Below are 20,578 nucleotides of genomic sequence, written 5' to 3'. Positions count from 1 at the left end.
ATTCACAAATCTAATTAATTCTGTAACTCATTTCGGCCTGTTGGTCAAAAAAGTTCAGAAAACTATCCAAAGGATTTACCCGTGTTGTTCTTGAAAACATTTCAATGTGCATATTGTTTTCCGGATCGAAAACATTAAACTTTAACAAGGCCTTGCCTTTGTACTCTTTTGACAAATTATCAATTTGTTTTACCAGGCTCTCATTCAGAGCTTTAAGTGGAATATTTATGGTTATACTTTTTATGTAATTCTCGCGAACATCGTCGAGCAGTTCAATTTTATTCACTTTAAATTCGTAAAAATCGCTATTGAACCGTTGTTTTACCGAGCCTTTAACCATGATAAAAATTCCCACTTTGCAATACTTACTAAAGTTTACATAGTCGTTACCAAAAAAGAAAAGTTCTTTTGAGTCGGTGTAGTCAGACAGGGTCATCACAGCATACATATTTCCGTTTTTCGATTGTCCTTCGCGCGCAGCAGTTACCATTCCGCCAAAAGTAAAATCTTTCTCCTTGTACTTCGAGATGTCGTTGTTCAGGTCTTTTAGGGCTACATCTTTGGAGCAAAAATTGGTAATCTCCAATTTATAATCATCAAGTGGATGGGCGGTAAGGTAAATACCAATCAGGTTCTTTTCTTTTTCGAGCAGGATTAGCTTGGCCCATTCATCCACCTTGGGCACCGGAGGTTTTTGTATATCCTGCGCTGCGCCCATGCCCCCAAACAAGCTTTGCTGAGCACTTTGTGCCTCTAGTTGTATACGATTACCGTATTTAATTAATTTCTCGATAAAGTTGGTATCATCATTTTCATGTTCTCCGGCAAAAAAGCAGCTACGGGTTAATCCCTGCAGGTTATCAAAAGCACCGGCCATTGCCAGGGCCTCAAGGTTCTTTTTGTTTACGGTTTGCAGGCTTACGTTCTCCACCAGGTCGTAAATGGTTTTAAATTCACCTTGCTCCTTTCGCACATCAATAATATTTTGAACAGCACCGGCTCCCACGCCTTTAATTGCCCCCATTCCAAAACGGATATCACCAATTTTATTGGCAGTAAACTTGATAAAACTTTCATTTACATCAGGGCCCAACACATTAAGTTTCATGCGCTTGCACTCGGTCATCAGCTTGGTAATATCGGTAATATTGTTCAGGTTTCGGCTAAGGTTGGCAGCCATAAACTCTGCGGGGTAATGTGCTTTTAAATAGCCAGTTTGGTAAGCAATGTATGCATAACATACCGAGTGCGATTTATTAAAAGCGTACGAGGCAAATGCTTCCCAGTCTTTCCAGATTTTTTCAATTACCTCGTCGGTTGTTTTGCCTTTGTTTTTGCATTCGTCAACAAATTGCCGGTTTGCCTTACAGCCGTCAACAAACTTTACTTTTAGTTTATTCATTACAGCCATAATCTTTTTACCCATTGCCTTTCGCAGGGTATCCGAGTCGCCGCGTGTAAACCCGGCTAACAAGCGCGAGAGTAACATCACCTGTTCCTGGAAAACGGTAATACCATAGGTATCACTAAGGTACTTTTCCATCATGGGCACATCGTAATCTACTTTTTGTTTGCCATGTTTACGGGCAATATAATCGGGAATGTATTCCATTGGTCCCGGACGATACAGTGCGTTCATTGCCACCAGGTCTTCAAAACGGTTTGGTTTCAAATCGCGCAGGTGCTTTTTCATTCCGTCCGATTCAAACTGGAAAATGGCAGTAGTTTCTCCGTGGCTAAAGAGCTCAAAAGTTTTGGTATCATCCAGCGGAATATCGTTTATGGCAATTTCAATCCCTTTTGACAGGCGGATATTCTCGAGACATTCTTTAATGATTGACAATGTTTTTAATCCCAGGAAATCCATTTTCAGCAACCCGATATCTTCTACAAAGCGGCCATCGTACTGAGTTGTCAGCAAATGCTCTTCGTCTTTGGTGGGCATCAACGGAATATGGTCGGTTAGCGTATCGCGACTAATTAGAATTCCGCAGGCGTGTACACCGGTATTCCGCACCGAACCTTCCAGCTTTTCGGCATAGTTAAGCGTATCAACCACCAGCTCTACCGGCGAATTCTTTTCCTGCGCCAGTTCGTTGCTTTCTTTAAAGGCTTTTTTAAAGCTCATTTTTGGCGCATCGGGCACCAGTTTTGCCAACCTGTCGGCCTCGGGCAATGGCAGTTTTAATACCCGCGCCACATCTCTTATGGAGGATTTGGTGGCCATGGTTCCGAAGGTACAGATGTGTGCTACTTTATCCTGTCCGTATTTGTTGGTCACGTATTCCAGCACCAATTGTCTTCCATCGTCATCAAAATCAATATCAACATCGGGAAGCGATATCCGGTCGGGATTCAGGAAACGCTCGAAAAGCAAGTCGTATTTAATGGGGTCGATATTGGTGATACCTGCGCAATACGAAACAGCGGCACCGGCGGCCGAGCCACGTCCGGGCCCAACGATTACGCCATTATCTTTGGCCCAGTTGATAAAATCCTGCGTAATCAGGAAGTATCCCGGATAGCCCATCGTTTTAATGGTATTCAGCTCGAAAATCAGCCGGTCCTCCACACTTTTTTCAAGCGGATCGCCATACCTTTCCTTTGCCCCTTCGAAGGTAAGGTGTTCTAAAAATGCCGATTCGAGTTTTACACGGATTACTTTTTCATAACCTCCAAGACGTTCAAATGCCGAATCGCCAAATTCCTCGCGTAAGTCAGCTTCCGAATATTTTTCTTTAAAACTTTCCTCAGTCCCTATTTCTTCGGGTATTGGGAACACCGGCATAATAGGTGCCGAGTTTAATTCGAAAGTTTCAACTTTTTCTGCAATTTCGTTGGTGTTGGCCAATGCCTCCGGCAGGTCGCTAAACAGCTGATTCATTTCGGACTGGGTTTTAAACCACTCTTGCTTGGTGTAGCGCATACGGTTCGGATCATCAAAATCCTTTCCCGTATTTAAACAAATCAGCAGGTCGTGTGCTTCGGCGTCTGCCTCGTTTGTAAAGTGAATATCGTTGGTGGCAATTAATTTAACACCCATCTTTTTAGCTAACGGAACCAGCAGCTTATTTACTTTTACCTGCCAGTCGTACACTTCTTCGCGTTCGCGCTGCGATTGTGCCGGATGCCGCATTAACTCCAGGTAATAATCATCGCCAAATAAATTTTTATACCACAAAATAGCTTCTTCAGCATCTTTCATGTGGTTGGCCATCAGTAGTTGCGGAATCTCTCCCCCCAAACAAGCCGACGATGCGATTAATCCCTCATGGTGTTTCTCGAGCAACTCCTTGTCAATTCGCGGTTTGTAGTAAAACCCGGAGGTGTTGGCTACCGATATCAGCTTAATCAGATTACGGTACCCGGTTCGATTCTTTGCGAGTAGTATCAGGTGATGTCCCGAGCGATCGACCTTATCACTTTTACTGCTGATTGACCGTGCAGCCACATAAGTTTCGCAGCCTAAAATTGGTTTAATTTCAGCTTTTGAACAGGCTGCATGAAACTCTTTAATGCCGAACATAGTTCCATGATCGGTTAAAGCCAAAGCCGGCATTTCATCTTCTTTTGCTTTGCTAACCAGGTCGCTAATGCTGGCCGCCCCATCTAAAATTGAGTACTGCGAGTGTACGTGTAAATGCGTAAAAGGTACCATAAAAACTGTGATAAAAAGTTTTTAAAGATACCAATAATGGCAACTGGAATAGAGGGGTGTTAATAAAAATTGATGAAATTAAGGCAAAAAAAAATCCTGATGTTTTATCAGGACTGTCAATCAATATTTTCTGCAATCAGATTTTTTATTGTCTCAAATTCTTCGGGTGTGAATTTCTTTTTATCCGAAAAATTCAGAATGTCGGCTTCATTTTGCATGGGCACCAAATGAATGTGAGCATGTGGTACCTCGAGGCCTAAAACCAAAACACCCACCTTTTGGCAAGGAATTGCTTTTTTTAAACCCTTTGCCACTTTTTTGGCAAACATTTGCAAACCGGCATAAGTCTCGTCATCCAGGTCGAAAAGGTAATCCACCTCTTTTTTAGGAACAACCAAAGTATGTCCTTTGCCTACCGGAAATATGTCGAGAAATGCAAAATAATTCTCGTCTTCTGCTACTTTGTAGGCAGGAATTTCTCCGTTAATTATTTTGGTAAATATGCTTGCCATTTTTCCTAAATTGAAATTTCTACAATCTCAAAAGGTATTATTCCCGACGGAACTTTTATTTCAACTACATCGCCAACTTTTTTCCCCATTAACCCTTTGGCAATAGGTGTTTGAACCGATATTTTTCCTTCTTTAAGGTTTGCTTCACTTTCAGGAACCAAAGTATATTGCATGGTAGCATTATTCTTTTTGTTCTTTATCGTCACCTTATTCAAAATCTGCACCTGCGAGGTGTCAATTTTCGACTCGTCAAGAATACGGGCATTGGCAACTTTCCCTTTTAGCTGTGCAATTTTAGCCTCCAGCATTCCCTGGGCATCTTTGGCCGCATCGTATTCGGCATTTTCAGAGATATCGCCTTTTTCAATAGCTTCTCCAATTTGCTTCGAAATCTTCGGACGCTCAACAGTCATTAAGTGTTCCAATTCTTTCTTTAGCTTTTCTAAACCGTCTTTTGTTAAATATGTTACTTCGGACATTTTGTATCCTCCTTTAATTACTATTATGCCTTGACAAGGCTATAAAAAAATAGAAAGAACCCCGAATGGATCGGAACTCTTCCTGATGCAAATTTAAATATTTTCTTGGATTTAAAACTAATCTAACTAAAAAAATATCGAAAACAGGTGATTTTTACGCAGTTAGACATATTTTCGATTAATAATCTCGCTATAGATTACCGCTTTCTTTAGTGAAAATTCTTCCCCCATAACCAATTTCCTTTTTTTATTCTCTCGTACTGATTTCATTGGCTTTCTTATCGATTTCGCTCCTTCGCGGTCTGCCTTAAAATCATATACGGGCCGTTCAATAGTTTTTGGTTCCGGCTGAACCAGTTCTTCTTCAAACGGCTCTTGCCTTTCTGTAATCAATTCTTCTTCCTGGTCCATTAGCATATCCCAAAAATTCTGCGATTCTTTTTTCGGAGGCACGGCATTGTTGGCGCCGGCTGCTTTCTTTTTGCGCTTCTGGTTTAGTGCTCCAAATACAGCAATTACCAATGTCAATATAATTACTAATACATCATCCATAATTTTCTATCGCAATAAATTGTACTTTTGGCTGTTCAGAATATAAAAGTAAGAAACGCGCACGGAAATAAAAATTTTTACATCAAAGAACAGTAACGAATAATAAACAGGATGGATACAAATGGAAAATTACATAGATTTTGGAGCAGGGGTATAAAACAATTATTTTTTCTTTCCTTGTTTTTTTTAATGTATTCATCATGCGATGAAATTGATTCGGAAATACCGGACGTTCCGGTAAGTCTTAATATTGATCTCGGGATTTGGAATGATCTTACAGTTCCGGGCAACTCCGTGTTTTTTCAGAATTTTGGCTTCGGCGGCATAATTGTTTATTGTGAAATAGAAGGCTCTTATTATGCTTTTGATGCTGCATGCACCAACGAAATTAATCCATCGTGTAAAGTTGCGAATGAAGGGGTGGTTGGGAAATGTTCCTGCTGCGAATCGGAATTTATTTTTATTGGCGGAACACCAACAAAAGGGCCGGCGGCAGCACCGCTCAGGCAATACAAAACTTCGCTTAGCGGAAATATGCTCAGGGTGTACAATTAAAAATGGGCTCCACTTTGTGAAACCCATTCTTACAACATATCTTATTTTGATTAATATCTGTAATGGTCAGCTTTAAATGGCCCTTCTTTCGACACGCCCAAATAAGCGGCTTGTTTCTCGGTGAGTTCCGTTAATTTCACACCAATTTGTTGTAGGTGCAAACGTGCAACCTCTTCATCCAGTTTTTTCGACAAGGTATAAACACCAACCTCGTAGTTATTTTCCCACAAATCAATTTGTGCCAACGATTGATTGGTAAATGAGTTGCTCATTACAAACGACGGATGGCCGGTAGCACATCCCAAATTCACCAGGCGCCCTTCGGCCAACAAGAAAATACTTTTACCATCCTGGTAGGTATATTTATCTACTTGTGGTTTTATATTCAGTTTTTGTATTTCGGGCCATTTTTCAAGCTGTGCAACTTGTATCTCGTTATCAAAGTGGCCAATATTGCACACAATAGCCTGGTCTTTCATGTTGGCCATGTGTTCGGCTGTAATTACATCACAGTTTCCGGTGGTGGTAACATATATATTTCCTTCATCCAGCGCATCTTCCATGGTTTTCACCTCAAAACCTTCCATGGCGGCCTGAAGCGCACAAATCGGATCAATTTCTGTCACAATTACGCGTGCGCCATAACTCCTCATCGAGTGGGCACAACCTTTTCCAACATCGCCATAACCGGCAACAACCACTACTTTACCCGCAATCATAACATCAGTAGCACGTTTTATTCCATCGGCAAGCGATTCGCGACAACCATATAAATTATCAAACTTCGATTTGGTTACCGAGTCGTTAACATTTATAGCAGGCACCAGCAATTCTCCTTTTTCAAACATCTGGTACAAGCGATGTACCCCGGTTGTTGTTTCTTCCGAAACACCTTTCCAGTCGGCAACTGCCCGATGCCATTTTTGATTGTCTTCTTTTAATGTCTTTTTTAGCAAATCAAGAATTACTCCTTCTTCTTCACTCGAGGGCTCTACATCCAACACACTTGCATCTTTTTCGGCAGCAAAACCTTTGTGAATAAGCAACGTAGCATCGCCGCCATCATCAACAATTAATTGCGGTCCTTTTCCTTCGGGGAAACTCATAGCTTCACGGGTGCACCACCAGTATTCTTCAAGCGTTTCGCCTTTCCAGGCAAATACCGGAATACCAGCTTCTGCAATGGCGGCTGCAGCATGGTCTTGTGTTGAAAAAATATTACAACTGGCCCAACGCACATTGGCACCAAGCGCTACAAGCGTTTCAATTAGCACTGCAGTTTGTACCGTCATATGCAAACTACCCATTATTCTTACGCCATCAAGGGGTTTGCGTGGCCCAAATTTTTCTCTGATGGCCATTAAACCGGGCATTTCCTTCTCTGCAATATCAATTTCCTTTCGCCCAAAATCTGCTAACGAAATATCTGCTATTTTGTAATCCATTGTTTTCTGAACTATCACTGTCATTTGTTTCTCTTTAGTATTTTCAAATAAAAATGCGTGCAAAAATAACAATTTCTGCAACAAAAAGTTGTATATCAGCAATTAGGATTTAGTTCCCCATATCGGAGAAGAATTTCACGCGCATCAGGCGAATATCATCTTCCGAGTATTCATCCTCGCCCAACTCGTCTAAAGCTTCTTGAACTGAATCAGTTTCTGCTTCGCGAAAATAATCGAAAATTTCTTCCTGATGATCTTCATCAAGCACATCATCAATGTAGTAGTCAATATTTAATTTTGTACCAGAATTTACTATTGCTTCGACCTCGCTAATTACGTCACTCACCTCAATTCCTTTCGAGTCGGCAATGTCTTCAAACGATAACTTTCTGTCAACACTTTGAATGATAAACACCTTCATTTTCGACTTATTGGCCACCGTGCGCACTACCAGGTCTTCCGGGCGCTCAATCTCGTTTTCTTCAACATACGATTTTATTAGCGCCACAAATTCTTTTCCATAACGCCGTGCTTTTCCTTGTCCAACCCCTTGAATATTCTGCAACTCTTCAATATTTACAGGGTATTGTATCGACATGTCGGCCAACGAGGGATCCTGAAATAGTACAAAAGGTGGCAAATTGTGTTTTTTTGCCATTTTCTTGCGCAGGTCTTTTAACATTGAAAACAGCTGCGGATCGCCGCTTGCACCTCCCGATGGGGCTCCCCCTGAGTTTCCCGAATCATCCTCTTCTTCGTACTCGTGGTTTTTAACCAGCATAAAACTATGTGGTTTTGCCAAAAACTCATGCCCTTTTGGTGTCACTTTCAGTAAACCATAATTTTCAATATCCTTATTTATTATTCCGGCAACCATCGACTGACGGAATACAGCATTCCAGAATCGCTCATCGTGTTCTTTTCCGGTACCAAACGATTTCAAGGTGTAATGTTTAAACGATTTCACAGCCGCTGTACTGTTACCAATTAAAATATTTGCAATATGGTCGCCTTTGTATTTCTCGTTAACTTCAAGAATAGCTTTTAGTGCTGTTACTATCTCATTTTTAGCCTCAATCTGCTCTTTAGGGTTTAAACAGTTGTCGCAGTTCCCACAATTTGTGGGTTGGTATTTCTCACCAAAATAGTGCAAAAGAATAATGCGCCGACATATAGCCGATTCGGCATACGAAACAGTATCGAGCAACAATTGTTTTCCTATTTCCTGTTCGGCAACAGGTTTGCCGTGCATAAATTTTTCAAGTTTCTGAATGTCTTTATAACTATAGAAAGTTATGCATTGCCCTTCGCCTCCATCTCTTCCGGCACGTCCTGTTTCCTGGTAATATCCCTCCAGGCTTTTCGGAATATCGTAATGAATTACAAAACGTACATCGGGTTTATCAATTCCCATCCCAAAAGCAATTGTTGCAACTATTACATCAACCTCTTCCATCAAAAATTTATCCTGGTTACCCGAACGGGTGGCTGCATCCATTCCGGCATGGTATGCCAGTGCTTTTATGCCATTTACCTGCAGGGTTTCAGCCAGTTCTTCAACTTTCTTGCGGCTCAAGCAGTAGATAATTCCCGATTTACCTTCATTTTGTTTAATAAACTTAATGATTTGCGTTTCGGTTTTAACCTTCGGTCGTACTTCGTAATATAAATTTTCGCGGTTAAACGAGGCCTTAAATACTTTTGCATCAAGAATACCCAGGTTTTTCTGAATATCATGCTGAACCTTTGCTGTAGCTGTAGCCGTTAAAGCAACAATTGGCGATTTGCCTATTTCTTCAACAATAGGTTTTATCCGGCGGTATTCGGGTCTGAAATCGTGTCCCCATTCCGAAATACAATGAGCCTCATCAATGGCGTAAAATGATATCTTGATTTGTTTAAGAAAATCAATATTCTCTTCTTTTGTCAAAGACTCGGGTGCTACGTACAATAATTTGGTCTTTCCAGCCAACACATCTTCTTTCACCTGTGTTATTGCCGCTTTCGACAAGGATGAATTTAAAAAATGCGCCACACTATCTTCTGCATGGGTTCCTCTGATGGAATCTACCTGATTTTTCATCAAAGCAATTAAGGGTGAAATAACAATTGCCGTTCCCTCTAAAATTAAAGCGGGCAACTGATAAATCAACGATTTTCCTCCCCCGGTTGGCATCAACACAAAAGTATTATTTCCTCCAAGAACACTTTCAATTGCCTCTTCCTGCTGCCCTTTAAAACGGTCGAAACCAAAAAAGTGCTGCAGCTTTTCTGCTAATACAACTTTTTTACTCATATAATCACTCTCCCCATATCTGTAGCCTTAAGCAAATTCTAAATTATTAAAAGTAAGTAAAATGGCAATAGCTTTTAATATTTTTTATTGTTAAAATTTAAGGTTTGTGATAAAGATTAATTTATGCTTGAAAAGAAGAAGCAAAACAGTATATCGGAATTATAGTGATTTCAGATGAAAAAATTCATTTACATTTGTGAAGTTTTTTTTGAAAACCAGAATTCATGAGCGAAGAACATAGCACTAAAAAACAGGGAGAAAAAGGCAAAACCAGCGAGATGTCGTTTCTTGAACACCTCGAGGTACTTCGTTGGCACATTATCCGATCGTCGGCTGCCATACTTATTTTTGCCATTGCTGCATTTATTTTAAAAACATTTATTTTTGATGTGGTTATACTGGCCCCACGCATGCCCGACTTTTGGACCAACCGCATGTTTGCGAAACTGGGCGACCTGGTTGGATCAGAGGCCGTAAAAATTAACCAGGTGCCGCTAAAAATGCAAAGTATTAAAATAGCCGGTCAGTTTTCTACACATATAATGGTATCAATTATTGCCGGTTTTATTATGGCTTCGCCCGTTGTTTTTTACGAGTTCTGGCGCTTTATAAAACCCGCTTTGTATGAAAACGAACGCAAACATGCCGGTGGAGCTGTATTTTTTACATCAATACTTTTTTTAATGGGTGTACTGTTTGGCTATTTTCTAATCGTTCCTTTATCCATCCATTTTTTAGGAACCTACCAAGTTAGCAGCGAAGTTGAAAATACTATTAATCTTCGTTCGTACATCGGCTCGGTCACCTCCATTTCGCTTGCTGCGGGGGTAGTTTTTCTGATTCCCATATTTTCGTACTTTTTAAGCAAAGTTGGTTTGCTTACCCCGCAATTTATGAAAACCTACCGTCGACATTCTTACGTAATAATGTTGCTGTTATCGGCAATTATTACCCCACCCGATATTTTTAGCCAGGTAATGGTATGTTTCCCTCTGGTATTTTTATATGAGATTGGCATTTTTATTTCGCGGAGCGTGGTTAAAAAACGTGAAAAAGCCATGGAAGCCATGTAAATCAGTTAAAAATTGACGTTATTTGATCCACTATGATTCTTCGAGCAGAAAATATTGTAAAAAAATACCGTAAACGAACCGTTGTAAAAGGTGTAAGTTTTGAAGTTAAACAAGGAGAAATTGTTGGTTTACTCGGACCAAACGGGGCAGGAAAAACAACCTCGTTTTATATGATCGTTGGACTTATCCAGCCTTTTGCCGGAAACATTTATCTTGACAGTGAAGAAATAACCAATTTGCCCGTTTATAAGCGTGCAAAAAAAGGTATCGGGTATTTGGCACAGGAAGCTTCTGTATTTAGAAAACTAAGCATTGAAGACAATATTAAAGCCGTGCTTGAAATGACCAATTACTCAAAGGAGTATCAGAAAGAAAAACTGGAAACTCTCATTGAAGAATTTAGCTTAGGTCATATTCGCAAGAGTAAAGGCATCCAACTATCGGGAGGTGAACGGCGCCGTACAGAAATTGCACGCGCACTGGCCATCGATCCAAAATTTATTTTGCTTGATGAACCTTTTGCCGGAGTAGATCCTATTGCTGTTGAAGACATTCAGCAAATTGTAATGCAACTTAAAGAAAAAAATATTGGTGTTTTAATAACCGACCATAATGTACACGAAACACTACGAATTACCGACAGATCTTATTTGCTGTTTGAAGGAAACATTTTAAAAGCAGGCACCGCCGACGAGTTGGCTGCCGACGAAGATGTACGCCGGGTATACCTGGGCCAAAACTTTGAATTACGCTAAAAAGATTATTTTCTAACTTTTTTTTCATTTTTTATTTGCAGTTTAAAAAATCTTTCTTTCCTTTGCAGCGCTAAAATAAAAACGGCACTATAAACGAATAGAAAACGTATTTTAGCTGAGAAAAAATCCTGAAAAAATTTGGTTGATTACAAAAATGCAGTATTTTTGCAGTCCCAAAATTAAGGGAGTTAAATAGGAAGGCCCGTTCGTCTAGGGGTTAGGACGCCAGGTTTTCATCCTGGTAGCAGGGGTTCGAATCCCCTACGGGCTACTAATTTTTTAAAAAGAGAGAAACGAGAAAATGGCACATCATAAGTCAGCATTAAAAAGAATTCGTCAAGACGAGAAGAAAAGAGTACACAACAAGTACTACGCAAAAACTACTCGTAACGCGATTAAAGCTTTACGTAACGCTACCGATAAAGCCGAGGCAGAAAAAATGTATCCTTCGGTTGTAGCAATGATTGATAAATTAGCAAAACGCAATATCATTCATAAAAATAAAGCAGCCAACTTAAAATCTAAATTAGCCTCTCAGGTTAGTTCATTGTAAGAAGAAAAGCTTCAAAGATATAGCATAACCTCTCCGAGTTTCGGGGAGGTTTTTTTGTTATATATACTCCTGTATGTTCTTTAACTATTGGATTCATATTTCCGATATCGGTAATTATGATTAATTTTAGAAAAGAACCCGATAAAAATGGGAGAATACAAGAAACTCAACATTAAAGACTGGGCGGCTGAAGACCGGCCACGTGAAAAGCTACTTGCTAAAGGAGCACGGTCGTTGACTGATGCGGAGCTGATAGCCCTACTGATTGGCTCGGGTAATCTTGAGGAAACTGCCGTTGAGCTCTCGCGACGTATTTTGGCTGCTGTTGAAAATAACCTGAACGAACTTGGCCGAAAAAACATAGAATTTTTTAAAAATTTTAATGGCATTGGCGATGCCAAAGCAGTTACTATTGCAGCAGCACTTGAACTGGGGAAACGCAGGAAAGAAGCTGATGTTTTTCATAAAAAACAAATTAGCGGAAGTAGCGATGCAGCAGAATACTTTAAGCCACTTTTGTCCGATTTAAACCATGAAGAATTTTGGATCCTGCTGTTAAACCGGGGCAACCGCATCATCGATTCGTTTATGGTAAGCCAGGGCGGAATTTCAGGAACTGTTATTGATGTTCGCCTGATACTAAAAAATGCCCTTGACCGAATGGCCAGTGCTCTTATCCTCTGCCACAATCATCCATCAGGAACTCTGCAGGCATCTGATGCCGATCTTAAAATAACCAGTAAAATAAAAAATGCGGCTGAAATTATGGACATCACAGTGCTCGATCATATCATAATCGGGCAAAACAGCTACTTAAGTTTAGCCGACGAAGGTATGTTAATCTAAAAATTCGAACGATAATGGTACTTTTTTATTCCGACGAAATTAACCCGCGAATAGAATATATCGGGAAGCTGATTTTCAGCAACATTTTACAAACTGAAATTGCCTTTACCCAAAATTCAAATGAGTTTCGAAAGTCGGACTTACCAAAAATCAACTATTCGCACGAGAAATTTGGCGATGAATTTTATATCAAGCCGCACAAACTTATTTTCCAAAAGGCATTAATTAACCCAACTATAAATCCGGTTTGGTATGAAGGGCAAAAATATTTTTGCGAAAGCTCAAAAGACTCCGATCTACCATTCGATCCATTTGCTGCTTCGTTTTTTTTGGTAAGCCGGCACGAAGAGTACGTTAACACGCAACGCGACAAACTGGGGCGTTTCCCATTCCAACAAAGTATTTTAAGCAAATACCAACTGCTGCAAAAACCAGTGGTAAATATTTGGGCCAAACTATTAGCTCAGCTGTTAAAAACAAAATACCCATCGTTTGAGTATACCGAATCAAAATTTGAATTTATTTCTACCATTGATGTAGACAATGCCTACGCCTATCAAAACAAAGGCTTTTTTCGAACAACAGGTGCCTGGGTTAAAGCACTGCTAAAAGGCAATTGCAAAGAATTCAGAAAACGCCGACGCGTATTGCGGAGAAAAGAGGCTGATCCGTTCGACACCTACGATTATCTCGACTCGGTTTTTTCCGGGAACGAGGACAAAGCAAAATTTTTCTTTCTACTGGGAGACTATGGTAGATTCGATAAAAATATTGCCCATACCAACAGAGACTATCGCGAACTAATAAAAAAGACAGCCCGGAAATATGATGTTGGTATTCACCCCTCGTTTGGCAGCAGCAAGAAAAAAGGCAAAAAGAAAGTTCGATTGGAAAAACAACGCCTTGAAGAAATTATTGGCAAAAGTATATCCAAAAGCCGCCAGCACTACTTACGATTGAAATTTCCGAAAACATACAACCGTTTAATAAAAGCAGGTGTCGAAGAAGATTACACGCTGGGCTATTCAGGCCAAACAGGATTTCGGGCAGGAATTTGTACACCGTATTGTTTTTACGACCTAAAACACGAAACAGTAACCAACTTAAAAATTGTTCCGTTTCAGGTAATGGACGGCACCCTGAGATATTACCTGCAACTCTCGCCCGAAAAAGCTTTTGAAGAAATAAAAAAGATTATGCTGGAAGTTAAAAATGTTGGTGGTACATTTGTAAGCATCTGGCACAACGAAACCGTTAACAACCAGGACAACTGGGAAGGTTATCGTGAAGTGTTTGAAAAGATGAACAAACTGGGATTTGAATGGGCAAACAAATAGCCCGATTTTTTGAATGAGTAAAGCACCAAAAATTAAATACATAAAACATAAAAATATCGATTCGGCGAAATGGAATGCCTGTATTGATAGAGCACAAAACTGCCGAATTTATGCCTACGACTGGCATCTCGACCGAACAGCAATAGTTTGGGATGCACTGGTTTATGGTGATTACGAATATGTAATGCCACTTCCATACCGAAAAAAATTGGGCATTCGTTACCTTTATCAACCCATTTACTCGCAACAACTTGGTATTTTCCCGGCTCCCTCGGCAACATTACACAAGGTTTTTATTGATAAAGTGCAGCAACATTTTTGGTATTCCGATGTTCAGTTCAACTCCCAAAACATGCCGATTGAAGATGAGCAGGTCGCTTGTACTGAACGCTACAACTACCTCTTACCGCTTAATCAAGATTTTAAAGCCATTATTGGGGGCTATTCAAAGCATACAAAACGAAATATCAGCAAATCACAACGAAACGATTTAAATATAATTGAAGGCATTCGCTTGGAAGAATACCTCGCGTTTAAAACAAAGAACCTGCCACCGGGCACAGCTAACGACGCTATCGAAAAATTAAAAAGTTTAATTGCCTTTGGCGAGTACAAAGGATTTGGGAAGGTTTATGGCGTATACACAACTGCGAACGAGCTGTGTGCCGCTGTGTATTTTTGCAGATGGAAAAACCGAATTATATACTTTAATGCAGCCACAAACGATACCGGCAAAGAGTTGAGAGCTATGTACTACCTACTTAACCGTTTTATAGAAGACAATTCCGGTAAAAACCTGTTTCTTGATTTTGAAGGTTCAATGATCCCGGGTGTTGCACGTTTTTTCAGTGGTTTTGGAGCAAGGCCTGAACGTTATTTTCAGCTGAAGTTTAACCGCCTGCCCGGGCCCTTAAAATGGTTAAAAAAATAATTGGCCATGAGAAACTTATTACGTTTTGCCAGCAAAATTGCAAGTCCACTGTTTCCAACACATAAACTACTGAAAACAAAGGCGCCTGTTTTTCTCCCTTTTTATCACGTTGTCAGCAATAATAGATTACCCTACTTATTAAACTACCCGGTAATTGATGAGCAACAATTTAAAAAAGAACTCGACTTTTACCTTCGTCATTTCAAACCGGTAACACTAAGCCAACTGCAGAACAAACCTGCTCCTGGCACTTTTCATTTAACTTTTGATGATGGATTGAAAGAATGTGCCGAAATAATTGCACCTATTTTGTTACAAAAAGGAATTCCTGCAACATTTTTTATTAATAGTGGCTTTGTTGACAACAAAGCGCTTTTTCATCGTTACAAAGCCAGTTTACTTCTCAGCGAAATGCATACTCATCCTGACCGTGAGGTAGATGAATACCTGAGAAACAATGGTATTGCGCGCAACAATATTCTGCAAACCTCATTCGCCGACCGAGCCATTTTAGACCATGCTGCCGAACTGCTTGAACTCGATTTTAATGCGTTTTTGAAAGAAACACAGCCATACATGAGTACCGGGCAAATAAAACACCTTGCAGCACAAGGATTTACTATTGGCGGACATAGCCACAAACACCCCGAATTTTGGAAAATACCCGAAAAGAAGCAGCTTAAACACATTAAAAAAAGTATGAAATGGGTGGAGATAAATAGTAATCAAGCTGTTAAAGCCTTTGCATTTCCTTACACCGACGATGGTGTTTCTTCGTCACTAATAAAACGCATTCATAACGAAGGAATTTGCGACCTGAGTTTTGGGACTGCAGGCGTAAAATACGACCAGATTGACGGACATTTTCAAAGGTATCCGGCCGAACACAGTGCCAATTTTCAATTGAATATTAAAGCTGAATTTGTGTACTTTAAACTGCGAAAAATATTGGGGAAAGCCACGGTAAAACACCCTTAACCGTCAAGCCAGTGCGACAGATCTTTACCAATCAGTTGCTGTAATTTCAAAATATCTGCCCTGAAAAAATCGATCAGTGCTGCTTTGGTATTCTTATCCATTTCGGGCTTAACCATTTGTTTCTCTCCGGTAAACCTGTTTCGAACAAATTTTACCAATGATTGTGGCACAAAACGTTTCAGAAAAACAATTAGTTTCCTGGAATTCTCAAGTTCATAAATCAGCTGGTTTTTAGGAGCTCCCGATACGTTATACTTATAACTAGTATCGAATTTGAATTCGGATTCTACCTCCAAAAATTCAGCAATCTCTGCTAAAACAGTATCCGGATTATTTTTAAAATCATCGAACAGAATAACTTTAACTTCCTTAAAATTATCGATGTACGACTTCACTTGTTTATAGTACAATCCCGAGTTTTTATATTGCCAGGCCCAAATCCAGTCGTTTTTCAAACGCTCCTCTTCCAATTGCAAACCTTCTTCAAACGTTCGTTCTTCGCGTTTATCACGTTTGAAATGCAAGTAAGCGGAAAATGCCCGCTCGATAGGCGAACGCAATATGATAATGATTTTAACCTTTTCGCCCAGTTCTGCTTTTATTTTTGGTATACCTTTTTCGTAAAAATAGAGCATTTCCGGAGAAATATCGCCAATGGCTTTTTCTGCTTTAACAGCAGCAAAAAGTTTGCTGTAATCTTCCAAAGTTCGATGAATAGAATCATCAATTCGTTCATCGCCAGGCCCACGGTAGCCTCCTTTCATTTGCGAAAAGTATCTTCCCTCTTTCTGTATTTTCGAAAGAAAAATATTGGGATGCTGGTTTAAATAATGATAAAGCGAAGAAGTTCCACTTTTTGAAGCTCCTACAACCAGAAAATTTGGAAGATTATTCATAGTTCATGGTTTATTTTCATACTTTTGACAAGCCAAAATAAAAAATAATTTTATTCCTGGCCTGACATATTTATCTAACAATTTAGAAATTTTATGGAAGTTCGAGTTTTAGGAAATACCCACTCTATTTTAGACCAATACCTGGCAGAAATTCGCGATACAAAAATTCAAACCGACCCTTTGCGTTTTAGGGACAACCTAAACCGAATAGGCGAAATATTTGCCTATGAAATTAGTAAGGAAATGCCGTTTGAAGTAAACAATGTAACCACTCCGCTGGGTGTTGCAGAAGTTCCGAAACTTAGTAAACAACCGGTTTTAGCCACTATTTTGCGCGCTGGTTTGGCCATGCATAATGGCTTACTCCGTATTTTCGATCGAGCTGAAAACTGTTTTATTTCGGCCTTTAGAAAATATACTGAAGGTGGTGGTTTTGAAATTGAATTTGAATATATGGCATCGCCATCGCTAAACAACAAAGTGGTAATTCTTTCAGATCCGATGCTGGCATCTGGCAAATCGATGGAAATTGGTTATGAAGCCTTGTTTAGCAAAGGAAAACCTGCACACATTCACCTGGTTGCTATTATTGCCAGCGAAGAAGGTGTAGAATATGTGAAAAATGCCATAAAAGACGAAAATGTTACGCTTTGGCTGGGGGCTGTTGACCCTGAGATGACACCCAAATCGTACATTGTACCCGGATTAGGCGATGCTGGGGATTTAGCTTTTGGCGAAAAAATTGATTCGAAATAGGCAAAAAAAATGCCATCCCGGAGAAAAAACCAGGATGGCATTTTTTTATGTTCTTAAAGGAGCAATTAAAAATACACTTCTACAGTAATATCTTCCCTGCCAAATCCTTTATCATTTAAAATCTCCATCGAATCGAAAATCATATCACTGTTTCCACACAAATAAAAGCAAGTATTTTTATCAAACTTTGCCTTTTTTAAATAATCGGTTACACGTCCGTTAAAATCACCCTTCTTGTCGCGCGAGGTACAAAGGGTATAACTTTTTTCGTCATACGAATCCTTTTCATAGGCCTCTTCTTCGTAACGAACGCCGTGAATAAGGTGGTAATCCAATCCCGGATAGCTTTTTACCATGCTATGAAACGGAGCAATACCTGTTCCACTGGCAATAAAAACATGTTTGTGGCTGTCTTTTTTCTTCTCATCAAGTCCAAATTTTCCGAACGGTCCATGTACCTCAACCATATCGCCCACCTTAAGGTGCTTTAACTTGGGCGAGAAATAACCACCCTCCACTTCTTTAACCAATACTTCCAGATTGTTGCCTTCTTCTGCACTATAAATAGAATATTCGCGGCTCTGGTAATCGCCGGTTATGGATAAAGAAACATGTTGCCCGGCTACAAACTTAAACCTGCTTTTAGGTAACGAGAGCACAAATGTGTGCTCTGTTAAACTTCTGATCTCAACAACTTTATAATAATTGGTATCAAGTTGTACTTCTGGTTTCATATCAATTGTCATGTGTATCGTTTTCTTTTCGGCACAAAAATAAGTGCAATTCTTAATTTAAAGATCTTTTGGTATTTTATTTCACCGATTGTTTCAGAGAATTAACCGATTTTTAACACGAATGTTCAGTAAGTTGCCCTAGTTTTGCATAGATATTTTCGAATACATATTTCGAAAGTTGATAAAAAATCAAGTCTGGAAAACAATTAACTTAAAATGAAAACACTAATCGCCTACTGCACCACCCACGGATGTGCCGAAAAAACAGCCAACAAACTAAAACAATTTCTTGGTGGGGAAATCGTACTGGTAAACCTTAAAAACGAAGCAAACCCTGATGTAACGAACTTCGATCGCGTAATAATCGGAGGCTCGATACATGCCGGGCAAATTCAAAAAAGGGTAAAAGAATTTTGCAGGCACCAGCTGAAACCTTTGCAGAATAAAGAATTAGGCTTATTTATTTGTTGCATGGAAGAAGGTGAAAAAGCCGAAATCCAGTTGCATGATGCCTTTCCCAATGTACTGCTTCAACATGCAAAAGCAAAGGCTTACTTTGGTGGAGAATTCGATTTTAATAAGATGAATTTCTTTCAGAAACTAATTGTAAAAAAGGTGGCAAAAGTTGAAGATAGCGTGTCGAGCATCAACCATGAAGCCATCAAGAACTTCTCGAAACAAATGAATAAAATTTTTAATCCGTTTCTGTTTCTGGTTTAGGCCTTGAGGTAATACCGGCTGGTAAGCGCTTTGAACGCTGTGGTCCATGTCCCGTCGTTTTCGTATATCACCAGTGTTTCGCTTATAACATTGGCTTTATTCCTGCCGAATTCGAATAACACACGGTTTACTGCCTTGTTAGGTTTTGGTTGAACCCATGTTTTGCGCTGCAAAAAAAGGTTGTTCTTTTCGGCCAGGTGTTCGATCGCTTTTTCAGCTTGTTTTGGGAAAATAAAAGCACATCTGCCGTTTTCGGAAAGCAAACGCGAGGCTCCCTCAATTAAAACGGAATATGGTAAACTATCGGTATGTCGGGCCAGTGTTCGTTCCTTTGTTCCGGCCTTTAACGAGTGCTGAAAAAACGGTGGGTTTGAAACAAGCAGGTCGAACTTAAGCTCATCGTCGTTTATTAATTCCTGAAAAGAAATTTTACGAACCTTTATTTGCTCTGCCCAAGGCGATGCCTGAACATTTTGCTGTGCCTGAATTACTGCATTTCCCTCCACATCAATAGCCATAATCCGGGCACTGCTTTGTTGTGCCAGCATCAAAGCAATTAATCCGGTACCTGTGCCAACATCCAACACCAGGCGGCAATTGTTTACCTTTGCCCAGCTCCCCAACAGCACACCATCAATACCCACTTTCATGGCTGCTTTTTCCTGATGAATGGTAAACTGTTTAAACCGAAAATAATTATTGCCCATAATTGTACTGAAAATAGATTAAAACTTCTCAAATACCCCCAGGCCAAACAGTGCAAAATCGTATTTAATGGGGTCGTTGGGGTCAAATTCGCATAAAGCTGCAGTAATTTCTTCCACAGCTTTCCAATCGTTTGATTTACGATTTAACAAGCCCAGTTTTCGTCCAACGTTTCCGGTGTGTACATCCAAAGGCAACATCAGTGCCGATTGCGGTATTCCATTCCACAGACCAAAATCAACCCCCGATTTATCATTACGGCACAACCACCTCAGGTACATATTCAATCGTTTTCCTGAAGCGCCTTTCCCCACATTCGAAATATGCTTGCGCGTGCGTTCACCTTCCGTTTCGAAAAACACAGAATAGAAATGTGCCAAAGCTGATTTTACAGCGTGTCCGTTTTTATATCCATTTTCAAAAACGGTTTGTAGTCCACCGTGATTTTTATAAATATTTCGTAGCGAGCGAATAAAATAAATACAATCGTTGCCATTAAAAGTGCGGTGAACAAACTTTTGCAGGTGTTTGATTTCCTTTTCCGAAGCATTTAACACAAAATCGTACGGTTGATTATCGAGGAGATGCATTAGCTGCAGCGCATTTTTTATTATGGCAGCGCGGTTACCCCAGGCAATGGTTGCGGTAAGAAAACCGGAGATTTCAATATTTTCTTTTTCAGAAAATGCTTTGGGAACCTGAATCGGATCGGGTTCAATAAACTCAGGCTGATTGTATTTTTCAACTTTTTCGTTGAGGAAGTCTTTTAATTCGTGATTTATTAGCCCCAGCGTCAT

20 protein-coding genes and 1 tRNA gene are annotated in these 20,578 nt (G+C 39.9%); 11 read left to right on the top strand and 10 right to left on the bottom strand.

Annotated elements, in window-relative coordinates:
- Positions 1-10: 10 nt before the first annotated feature.
- The 4 genes from dnaE to QZ574_RS03480 all read right to left on the bottom strand — a co-directional run bounded on the left by dnaE (position 11) and on the right by QZ574_RS03480 (position 5,201).
- Positions 11-3,658, bottom strand: a complete 3,648-nt coding sequence (gene dnaE, locus QZ574_RS03495) for a DNA polymerase III subunit alpha (protein WP_297086820.1) — start codon at positions 3,656-3,658, stop codon at positions 11-13.
- A 116-nt stretch (positions 3,659-3,774) separates the two neighbouring features.
- Positions 3,775-4,170 (bottom strand): HIT family protein, encoded by a 396-nt coding sequence (locus QZ574_RS03490; RefSeq protein ID WP_297086818.1) that lies wholly within the window; start codon positions 4,168-4,170, stop codon positions 3,775-3,777.
- A gap of 5 nt (positions 4,171-4,175) precedes the next feature.
- On the bottom strand, positions 4,176-4,649 hold the full coding sequence (gene greA / locus QZ574_RS03485; RefSeq protein WP_297086816.1) for a transcription elongation factor GreA: 474 nt from the start codon (positions 4,647-4,649) through the stop codon (positions 4,176-4,178).
- Between the two features lie 162 nt (positions 4,650-4,811).
- The gene (locus QZ574_RS03480) at positions 4,812-5,201 is read right to left on the bottom strand and encodes a hypothetical protein (protein WP_297086814.1); all 390 of its coding nucleotides are present in this window, start codon (positions 5,199-5,201) and stop codon (positions 4,812-4,814) included.
- Between the two features lie 111 nt (positions 5,202-5,312).
- Between QZ574_RS03480 and QZ574_RS03475 the strand changes: the two genes are divergently transcribed.
- Entirely contained in the window at positions 5,313-5,756 is a 444-nt protein-coding gene (locus QZ574_RS03475; RefSeq protein ID WP_297086812.1) for a hypothetical protein, read from the top strand.
- Between the two features lie 50 nt (positions 5,757-5,806).
- Here the strand turns inward: QZ574_RS03475 and ahcY are convergent, their stop codons facing one another.
- Positions 5,807-7,225, bottom strand: a complete 1,419-nt coding sequence (gene ahcY, locus QZ574_RS03470) for an adenosylhomocysteinase (protein ID WP_297086810.1) — start codon at positions 7,223-7,225, stop codon at positions 5,807-5,809.
- Between the two features lie 85 nt (positions 7,226-7,310).
- Positions 7,311-9,497, bottom strand: a complete 2,187-nt coding sequence (gene recQ, locus QZ574_RS03465) for a DNA helicase RecQ (RefSeq protein ID WP_297086808.1) — start codon at positions 9,495-9,497, stop codon at positions 7,311-7,313.
- Between the two features lie 224 nt (positions 9,498-9,721).
- Between recQ and tatC the strand changes: the two genes are divergently transcribed.
- The 8 genes from tatC (at position 9,722) to QZ574_RS03425 (ending at position 15,970) form a co-directional block, all read left to right on the top strand.
- Positions 9,722-10,570, top strand: a complete 849-nt coding sequence (gene tatC, locus QZ574_RS03460; protein WP_297086806.1) for a twin-arginine translocase subunit TatC — start codon at positions 9,722-9,724, stop codon at positions 10,568-10,570.
- A 32-nt stretch (positions 10,571-10,602) separates the two neighbouring features.
- Positions 10,603-11,325: an LPS export ABC transporter ATP-binding protein gene (gene lptB / locus QZ574_RS03455; RefSeq protein WP_297086804.1), complete on the top strand. Its 723-nt coding sequence runs from the start codon at positions 10,603-10,605 to the stop codon at positions 11,323-11,325.
- A gap of 199 nt (positions 11,326-11,524) precedes the next feature.
- Positions 11,525-11,596 (top strand) — tRNA-Glu (locus QZ574_RS03450).
- A gap of 30 nt (positions 11,597-11,626) precedes the next feature.
- The gene (gene rpsT, locus QZ574_RS03445; protein WP_297086802.1) at positions 11,627-11,878 is read left to right on the top strand and encodes a 30S ribosomal protein S20; all 252 of its coding nucleotides are present in this window, start codon (positions 11,627-11,629) and stop codon (positions 11,876-11,878) included.
- 147 nt (positions 11,879-12,025) lie between these two features.
- Complete coding sequence (radC, locus tag QZ574_RS03440; protein ID WP_297086800.1) at positions 12,026-12,724, top strand: DNA repair protein RadC; 699 nt, start codon at positions 12,026-12,028, stop codon at positions 12,722-12,724.
- 14 nt (positions 12,725-12,738) lie between these two features.
- Positions 12,739-14,061 (top strand): polysaccharide deacetylase family protein, encoded by a 1,323-nt coding sequence (locus QZ574_RS03435; protein WP_297086798.1) that lies wholly within the window; start codon positions 12,739-12,741, stop codon positions 14,059-14,061.
- 13 nt (positions 14,062-14,074) lie between these two features.
- Positions 14,075-14,992 carry a hypothetical protein gene (locus tag QZ574_RS03430; protein ID WP_297086796.1) on the top strand — a complete coding sequence of 306 codons (918 nt, stop codon included), beginning with the start codon at positions 14,075-14,077 and terminating at the stop codon, positions 14,990-14,992.
- A 6-nt stretch (positions 14,993-14,998) separates the two neighbouring features.
- Positions 14,999-15,970: a polysaccharide deacetylase family protein gene (locus QZ574_RS03425; protein WP_297086794.1), complete on the top strand. Its 972-nt coding sequence runs from the start codon at positions 14,999-15,001 to the stop codon at positions 15,968-15,970.
- Here QZ574_RS03425 and QZ574_RS03420 read toward each other — a convergent pair.
- Positions 15,967-16,866: a sulfotransferase domain-containing protein gene (locus tag QZ574_RS03420; RefSeq protein ID WP_297086793.1), complete on the bottom strand. Its 900-nt coding sequence runs from the start codon at positions 16,864-16,866 to the stop codon at positions 15,967-15,969. The genes QZ574_RS03425 and QZ574_RS03420 overlap by 4 nt on opposite strands.
- A 93-nt stretch (positions 16,867-16,959) precedes the next feature.
- Between QZ574_RS03420 and upp the strand changes: the two genes are divergently transcribed.
- Complete coding sequence (gene upp, locus QZ574_RS03415) at positions 16,960-17,622, top strand: uracil phosphoribosyltransferase (protein ID WP_297086791.1); 663 nt, start codon at positions 16,960-16,962, stop codon at positions 17,620-17,622.
- A 65-nt stretch (positions 17,623-17,687) separates the two neighbouring features.
- On the opposite strand, the gene QZ574_RS03410 is transcribed toward upp, so the two are convergent.
- On the bottom strand, positions 17,688-18,368 hold the full coding sequence (locus tag QZ574_RS03410; RefSeq protein WP_297086789.1) for an FAD-binding oxidoreductase: 681 nt from the start codon (positions 18,366-18,368) through the stop codon (positions 17,688-17,690).
- Positions 18,369-18,572: 204 nt separating this feature from the next.
- Between QZ574_RS03410 and QZ574_RS03405 the strand changes: the two genes are divergently transcribed.
- Positions 18,573-19,076 (top strand): flavodoxin domain-containing protein, encoded by a 504-nt coding sequence (locus QZ574_RS03405; RefSeq protein ID WP_297086788.1) that lies wholly within the window; start codon positions 18,573-18,575, stop codon positions 19,074-19,076.
- Here QZ574_RS03405 and QZ574_RS03400 read toward each other — a convergent pair.
- Complete coding sequence (locus tag QZ574_RS03400) at positions 19,073-19,783, bottom strand: methyltransferase (protein ID WP_297086785.1); 711 nt, start codon at positions 19,781-19,783, stop codon at positions 19,073-19,075. The two genes, QZ574_RS03405 and QZ574_RS03400, sit on opposite strands and share 4 nt — an antisense overlap.
- Before the next feature lie 18 nt (positions 19,784-19,801).
- Complete coding sequence (locus tag QZ574_RS03395; RefSeq protein ID WP_297086783.1) at positions 19,802-20,578, bottom strand: TIGR02757 family protein; 777 nt, start codon at positions 20,576-20,578, stop codon at positions 19,802-19,804.

Source organism: uncultured Draconibacterium sp., assembly GCF_913063105.1.
Taxonomy (GTDB): domain Bacteria; phylum Bacteroidota; class Bacteroidia; order Bacteroidales; family Prolixibacteraceae; genus Draconibacterium.
This window is presented reverse-complemented; position numbering and strand designations above follow the sequence as displayed.

Bases quoted from the DNA above. Each gene is read 5' to 3' on its own strand.
- dnaE (WP_297086820.1), bottom strand. From the start codon at position 3,658: ATGGTACCTTTTACGCATTTACACGTACACTCGCAGTACTCAATTTTA.
- greA (WP_297086816.1), bottom strand. From the start codon at position 4,649: ATGTCCGAAGTAACATATTTAACAAAAGACGGTTTAGAAAAGCTAAAG.
- upp (WP_297086791.1), top strand. From the start codon at position 16,960: ATGGAAGTTCGAGTTTTAGGAAATACCCACTCTATTTTAGACCAATAC.
- QZ574_RS03410 (WP_297086789.1), bottom strand. From the start codon at position 18,368: ATGACAATTGATATGAAACCAGAAGTACAACTTGATACCAATTATTAT.
- rpsT (WP_297086802.1), top strand. From the start codon at position 11,627: ATGGCACATCATAAGTCAGCATTAAAAAGAATTCGTCAAGACGAGAAG.
- QZ574_RS03435 (WP_297086798.1), top strand. From the start codon at position 12,739: ATGGTACTTTTTTATTCCGACGAAATTAACCCGCGAATAGAATATATC.
- ahcY (WP_297086810.1), bottom strand. From the start codon at position 7,225: ATGACAGTGATAGTTCAGAAAACAATGGATTACAAAATAGCAGATATT.
- QZ574_RS03395 (WP_297086783.1), bottom strand. From the start codon at position 20,578: ATGACGCTGGGGCTAATAAATCACGAATTAAAAGACTTCCTCAACGAA.
- recQ (WP_297086808.1), bottom strand. From the start codon at position 9,497: ATGAGTAAAAAAGTTGTATTAGCAGAAAAGCTGCAGCACTTTTTTGGT.
- QZ574_RS03490 (WP_297086818.1), bottom strand. From the start codon at position 4,170: ATGGCAAGCATATTTACCAAAATAATTAACGGAGAAATTCCTGCCTAC.
- radC (WP_297086800.1), top strand. From the start codon at position 12,026: ATGGGAGAATACAAGAAACTCAACATTAAAGACTGGGCGGCTGAAGAC.
- QZ574_RS03480 (WP_297086814.1), bottom strand. From the start codon at position 5,201: ATGGATGATGTATTAGTAATTATATTGACATTGGTAATTGCTGTATTT.
- QZ574_RS03475 (WP_297086812.1), top strand. From the start codon at position 5,313: ATGGATACAAATGGAAAATTACATAGATTTTGGAGCAGGGGTATAAAA.
- tatC (WP_297086806.1), top strand. From the start codon at position 9,722: ATGAGCGAAGAACATAGCACTAAAAAACAGGGAGAAAAAGGCAAAACC.
- lptB (WP_297086804.1), top strand. From the start codon at position 10,603: ATGATTCTTCGAGCAGAAAATATTGTAAAAAAATACCGTAAACGAACC.
- QZ574_RS03430 (WP_297086796.1), top strand. From the start codon at position 14,075: ATGAGTAAAGCACCAAAAATTAAATACATAAAACATAAAAATATCGAT.
- QZ574_RS03425 (WP_297086794.1), top strand. From the start codon at position 14,999: ATGAGAAACTTATTACGTTTTGCCAGCAAAATTGCAAGTCCACTGTTT.
- QZ574_RS03405 (WP_297086788.1), top strand. From the start codon at position 18,573: ATGAAAACACTAATCGCCTACTGCACCACCCACGGATGTGCCGAAAAA.
- QZ574_RS03400 (WP_297086785.1), bottom strand. From the start codon at position 19,783: ATGGGCAATAATTATTTTCGGTTTAAACAGTTTACCATTCATCAGGAA.
- QZ574_RS03420 (WP_297086793.1), bottom strand. From the start codon at position 16,866: ATGAATAATCTTCCAAATTTTCTGGTTGTAGGAGCTTCAAAAAGTGGA.